Genomic DNA, 4,152 nt, shown 5'->3' on the forward strand with positions numbered 1-4,152 from the left:
CATGTCCATGCGTTTTCGCGCTGGTATTTTTCGAAGGCGGCGATGCTGTGGGCGAGGAAGCCGGCGTCGCCGTTGGGGCGCAGGCGCAGGTCGGTTTCGTAGAGACTGCCTGCGCCGGTGGCGGCGGAAAGCCAGTTGGTCAGGCGGCGGGCGAGGCGGCTGTACACGTCGCCTGCGTCGGGATGGGGGTCGTCGTAAAGATAGACCAAGTCGAGGTCGGAGGCGTAGCCGAGTTCTTTGCCGCCGAGTTTGCCATAGCCGACGACGGCGAATTGCGGGGTGTCGCGGTGTTTTTTGGGCATGTCCGCCCACGCGCACGGCAGGGCGGCGGCGAGGATGGTGTCGGCGAGGGCTGAAAGTTGGTCGGAAAGGGATTCTACCGTCCACAGTCCGGCGAGGTCTTGGACGGCAAGGCGGAAGACTTGGGCGTGTTGGAAGCGGCGCAGGGTGTCCATTTGCGCTTCGGTGTCGCCGCCGCAGGCTTTGAGGTCGTCTGAAAGGGCGGCGGCGAGGGCTTGCCAGTCGAACGCGGTATCCAAGAGCTGCGCGCTGATGAGTTCGTCCAGCAGAATCGGATATTTGCTCAGATACGCCGCCACCCATGAGCTTTGGCTCATAATCTCTGCCAGTTGCGCCAAGGTTTGCGGATGTTCGTTGAGGAAGGCGAGATAGGCGGAGCGGCGGCTGATGTTTTCGAGGAAGTCAAACAGCCGCATCAGCGTATCGGTCGGGTTGGTTTGCTCTGCCGCCGCCTGTACGAACAGCGGCACAATGGCGTCAAAACGCGGCTGGGCGTGTGCAGAGAGATGGCGGTATTTATGGCCGTGCCGGATTTGGTCGAGCCTTGCAGCGATGGTTTCGGCATCGAACCCGTGTTCTTTCAGACGATCTTGCCGCTCTTCTTCGTCGGGTTTATCCTGCCATGCCCATTGCCATTCGCTGTTGGCTAGGGTTTGCTCTTCGGGTTCGCTCAAAATTTCGTTGAACAACTGATTGACCTTGTTCCGATGAACGTTGAGGTCGTCTGAAAAGGCGGTGTAGCTGTCGAAACCCATGCTTTCGGCGAGCAGTTGCTGCTGTTCGGGCGAGGAGGGCAGGGTTTGGGTTTGCTGGTCGTCCCAGTATTGCAGGCGGTGTTCGACGTCGCGCAGGAAGCGGTAGGCGGCGAGCAGGGTTTCGACGTTTTCAGACGGCATGATGCCCAGTTCGGCAAGTTTCTTTAGCGTTTCCTGCGTGCCTTTTAGTTGCAGCGCGCGCATTTGTCCGCCGCGTATCATCTGGAAAATCTGGGCGATAAATTCGACTTCGCGGATGCCGCCCGCGCCGAGTTTGATGTTGTCCGCCATGCCTTTTTTGCTGACTTCACTGCGGATTTGGCGGTGTAAGTTGCGCATCGCTTCATACGCGCTGTAATCCAGATATTTGCGGAACACAAAGGGGCGCACCAGCGATTTGATGTCGTTCGGATACGGCGTAACTACGCGGCCTTTGCACCACGCATAGCGTTCCCATTCGCGCCCCTGCGTAATCAAATATTGCTCCAGCGCGGTTTCGCTCAATACCAGCGCGCCCGAATCGCCGTCCGGCCGCAGTCGCATATCGACGCGGAACACCTGCCCGTCGGCGGTAATGTCGTTCAGCAGCGCAATCAGTTTCTGCCCGACTTTGGTGAAAAACTCCTGATTGCCGCGTTCGCGCCTGCCGTCGGTGTCGCCCGATTCGGGATAGATGAAAATCAAATCGATGTCGGAAGACACGTTCAACTCATAGCCGCCCGCCTTGCCCATCGCCACCACGCTCAAATGTTGCGGCGACTTCGTATAACGCCCGATCGGCGTGCCGTACATATCCCGATAATAGGCGTAGGCGAAATCCAGCGCGGTATTGACGGCAAAATCGGCAAACAGCGTAATCGTGCGGGTTACTTCGTTCAAATCGCTGATGCGGTTTATATCGCGCACGATAATCTGCGACACCACATAACGGCGCAACTCGCGCAACTGCCGCGCCAATTCTTCCTCGTTTTCTTCCGTGCGGATTTTGTCCCAGTCGGCAAAGGCTTGGAAGTCTTCTTCGGTTAACACTTTGTCTAGCATGGGCAGGAAAATTTCGGGCTTGAGTTTGCCGTTGTCGAGCTGGCGGGCAAGGAACAGGGAATGGCGGCGGGCGGTGTCGAGGCGGTTGTCGGACATTTCGGATTCCGTTTGGAAGGATGACGGGAATGGAATAGTGGATTAACTTTAAATCAGGACAAGACGAGGCAATGCCGTACCGGTTTAAAGTCAAGCCACTATATCATAGCAATCTTGGAGGTCGTCTGAAACAGCAGAACTCAGGCGTATGAGCGGGTGTGTGTTTTACGGCATGGGAAGTTTGTTATAGTGGATTAATTTTAAACCAGTACGGCGTTGCCTCGCCTTAGCTCAAAGAGAACGATTCTCTAAGGTGCTGAAGCACCAAGTGAATCGGTTCCGTACTATCTGTACTGTCTGCGGCTTCGTCGCCTTGTCCTGATTTAAATTTAATCCACTATATTTGATTGGATAGTCAAAAGGTCGTCTGAAAAGCATTTCAGACGACCTTTTGATGTGTTTAAACGGATTAGCCGGTCAGTTGTTTGGTAATCAGTTTTTTCAGCGGCGGGAAGTTGTTGCTGGCGCGCAATACCAAGCCGCGCAAGATTTTGGCGGGCGCGGTTTCATTGGTAAAGAGTTTGAGCAGTATATTGGTGCCGTGGTAAATCGGCTGGGCATGGAGCATATGCTTGGTGCTGTATTTTTCCAGCAGGCTGGCGGCGCCGATGTCTTGACCGCGTTGTTCCGCTTCGAGAATCAGTTTTGCCAAGAGGTCTGCGCTGGATAAGCCCAAGTTGAAACCGTGTGCGGTAACAGGGTGCATGCCTACGGCGGCGTCGCCGATTAAGGCGCTGCGTTTGCCATAGAAACGTTGGGCAATCATGCCGACCAAGGGATAGTTGTGAATGGTGCTGACCAATTCCATGTCGCCCAAACGGCCTTTGAGCTGCTCTTTGACGCTGGCAGCCAATTCTTCGGGAGACATTTTTTTGATGGTGTCTGCCTTGTCGCTATCGACGGTAATGACTGTGTTGGTCAGGTGTTCTTCCAAGGGCAGCAGGGCGATGGTGCGGCCGTAGTGGAAGCATTCGTAAGCGGTATGCTGGTTGGACAGGGTATGCTTCATGCGGCAGACAAACATGGTGCGGCTGTAATCGTGCATATCGGAGGAAATGCCCAGTTGTCGGCGGGTTTGGGAGAAGCGGCTGTCTGCTGCCAAGAGTAGGCGGCCGCTCAAAACTTCGCCGTTTTCCAAGATGACTTGGGCTTCGTCTTCGGAAGTTTTGACTTCTTTAACGCCCGTACCGGTCAGGATGGTAACGTTTTCCAGTTTGGATACGACTTCATAAGCGGCTTTGCGGATATTGTGGTTTGAAATCAGATAGCCTAAGCAGTCGGCAGGTTCGCCGCGCGCTTGGGTCGGTTGCGGGAAGTGGAGTTGGTAATCGGACTGCCCGTTCAAGACTTTTGCATCGCGCAAGGGGTAAATTTCGTCTTTCGGAATCAAATCCCACATGCCCAAGCGTTGCATAATTTCGCGGGACAGGTGGGTCAATGCGATTTCACGCCCGTCATAAGGAGGGTTTTGTAAAATTTCTAAAGGGCTTTTTTCAATCAGGGTGATTTTCAAACCGCTGCCGGCCAGTTCTGCGGCAAAACTCAACCCGGCAGGTCCTGCGCCGACGACAAGAATATCGCTGTGTAAGCTCATGAGGCATCCTTTTTGTTAAAGGGGGACGGATAATTTCAGACGACCTTAAGTTTACTGTGTTTGAATGAGATAAGGGTAATCTGCATTGAGTAATTGATTATAGCAAAAGTATCGATTGAGTAATTCAAGTATTTATATCGTGAATGATTTTTTACGCTGAGCTTAATGTAAGTCAATGGCGGCAATGTGTTGCGTATCATGCCATATTTTAAAAACAATAAGTAGCGGCTATATGGGTTTGCTTTTTTCTTACGCCAGAGTATGGGAAGGGTAAGATTATCATGAGGGCGAAGAGGTCGTCTGAAATTTTGTAGTATAGTGGATTAAATTTAAATCAGGACAAGGCGACGAAGCCGCAGACAGTAC

General features: G+C 53.4%; 2 protein-coding genes and 1 pseudogene. All 3 read right to left on the minus strand.

The features are described from left to right. A partial coding sequence (glnE, locus tag HMPREF1028_RS11105) for a bifunctional [glutamate--ammonia ligase]-adenylyl-L-tyrosine phosphorylase/[glutamate--ammonia-ligase] adenylyltransferase (protein ID WP_009312833.1) occupies positions 1 to 2,192 on the minus strand: 2,192 nt, incomplete at its 3' end. Positions 2,193 to 2,471: 279 nt separating this feature from the next. Then, a pseudogene (locus HMPREF1028_RS15610) lies at positions 2,472 to 2,537 on the minus strand (transposase); the annotation flags it as partial. 64 nt (positions 2,538 to 2,601) lie between these two features. Next, positions 2,602 to 3,786 carry a 5-demethoxyubiquinol-8 5-hydroxylase UbiM gene (gene ubiM, locus HMPREF1028_RS11110; protein ID WP_009312835.1) on the minus strand — a complete coding sequence of 395 codons (1,185 nt, stop codon included), beginning with the start codon at positions 3,784 to 3,786 and terminating at the stop codon, positions 2,602 to 2,604. Positions 3,787 to 4,152: the final 366 nt, after the last annotated feature.

It is taken from the genome of Neisseria sp. GT4A_CT1 (assembly GCF_000227275.1).
In the GTDB taxonomy this organism is placed as follows: domain Bacteria; phylum Pseudomonadota; class Gammaproteobacteria; order Burkholderiales; family Neisseriaceae; genus Neisseria.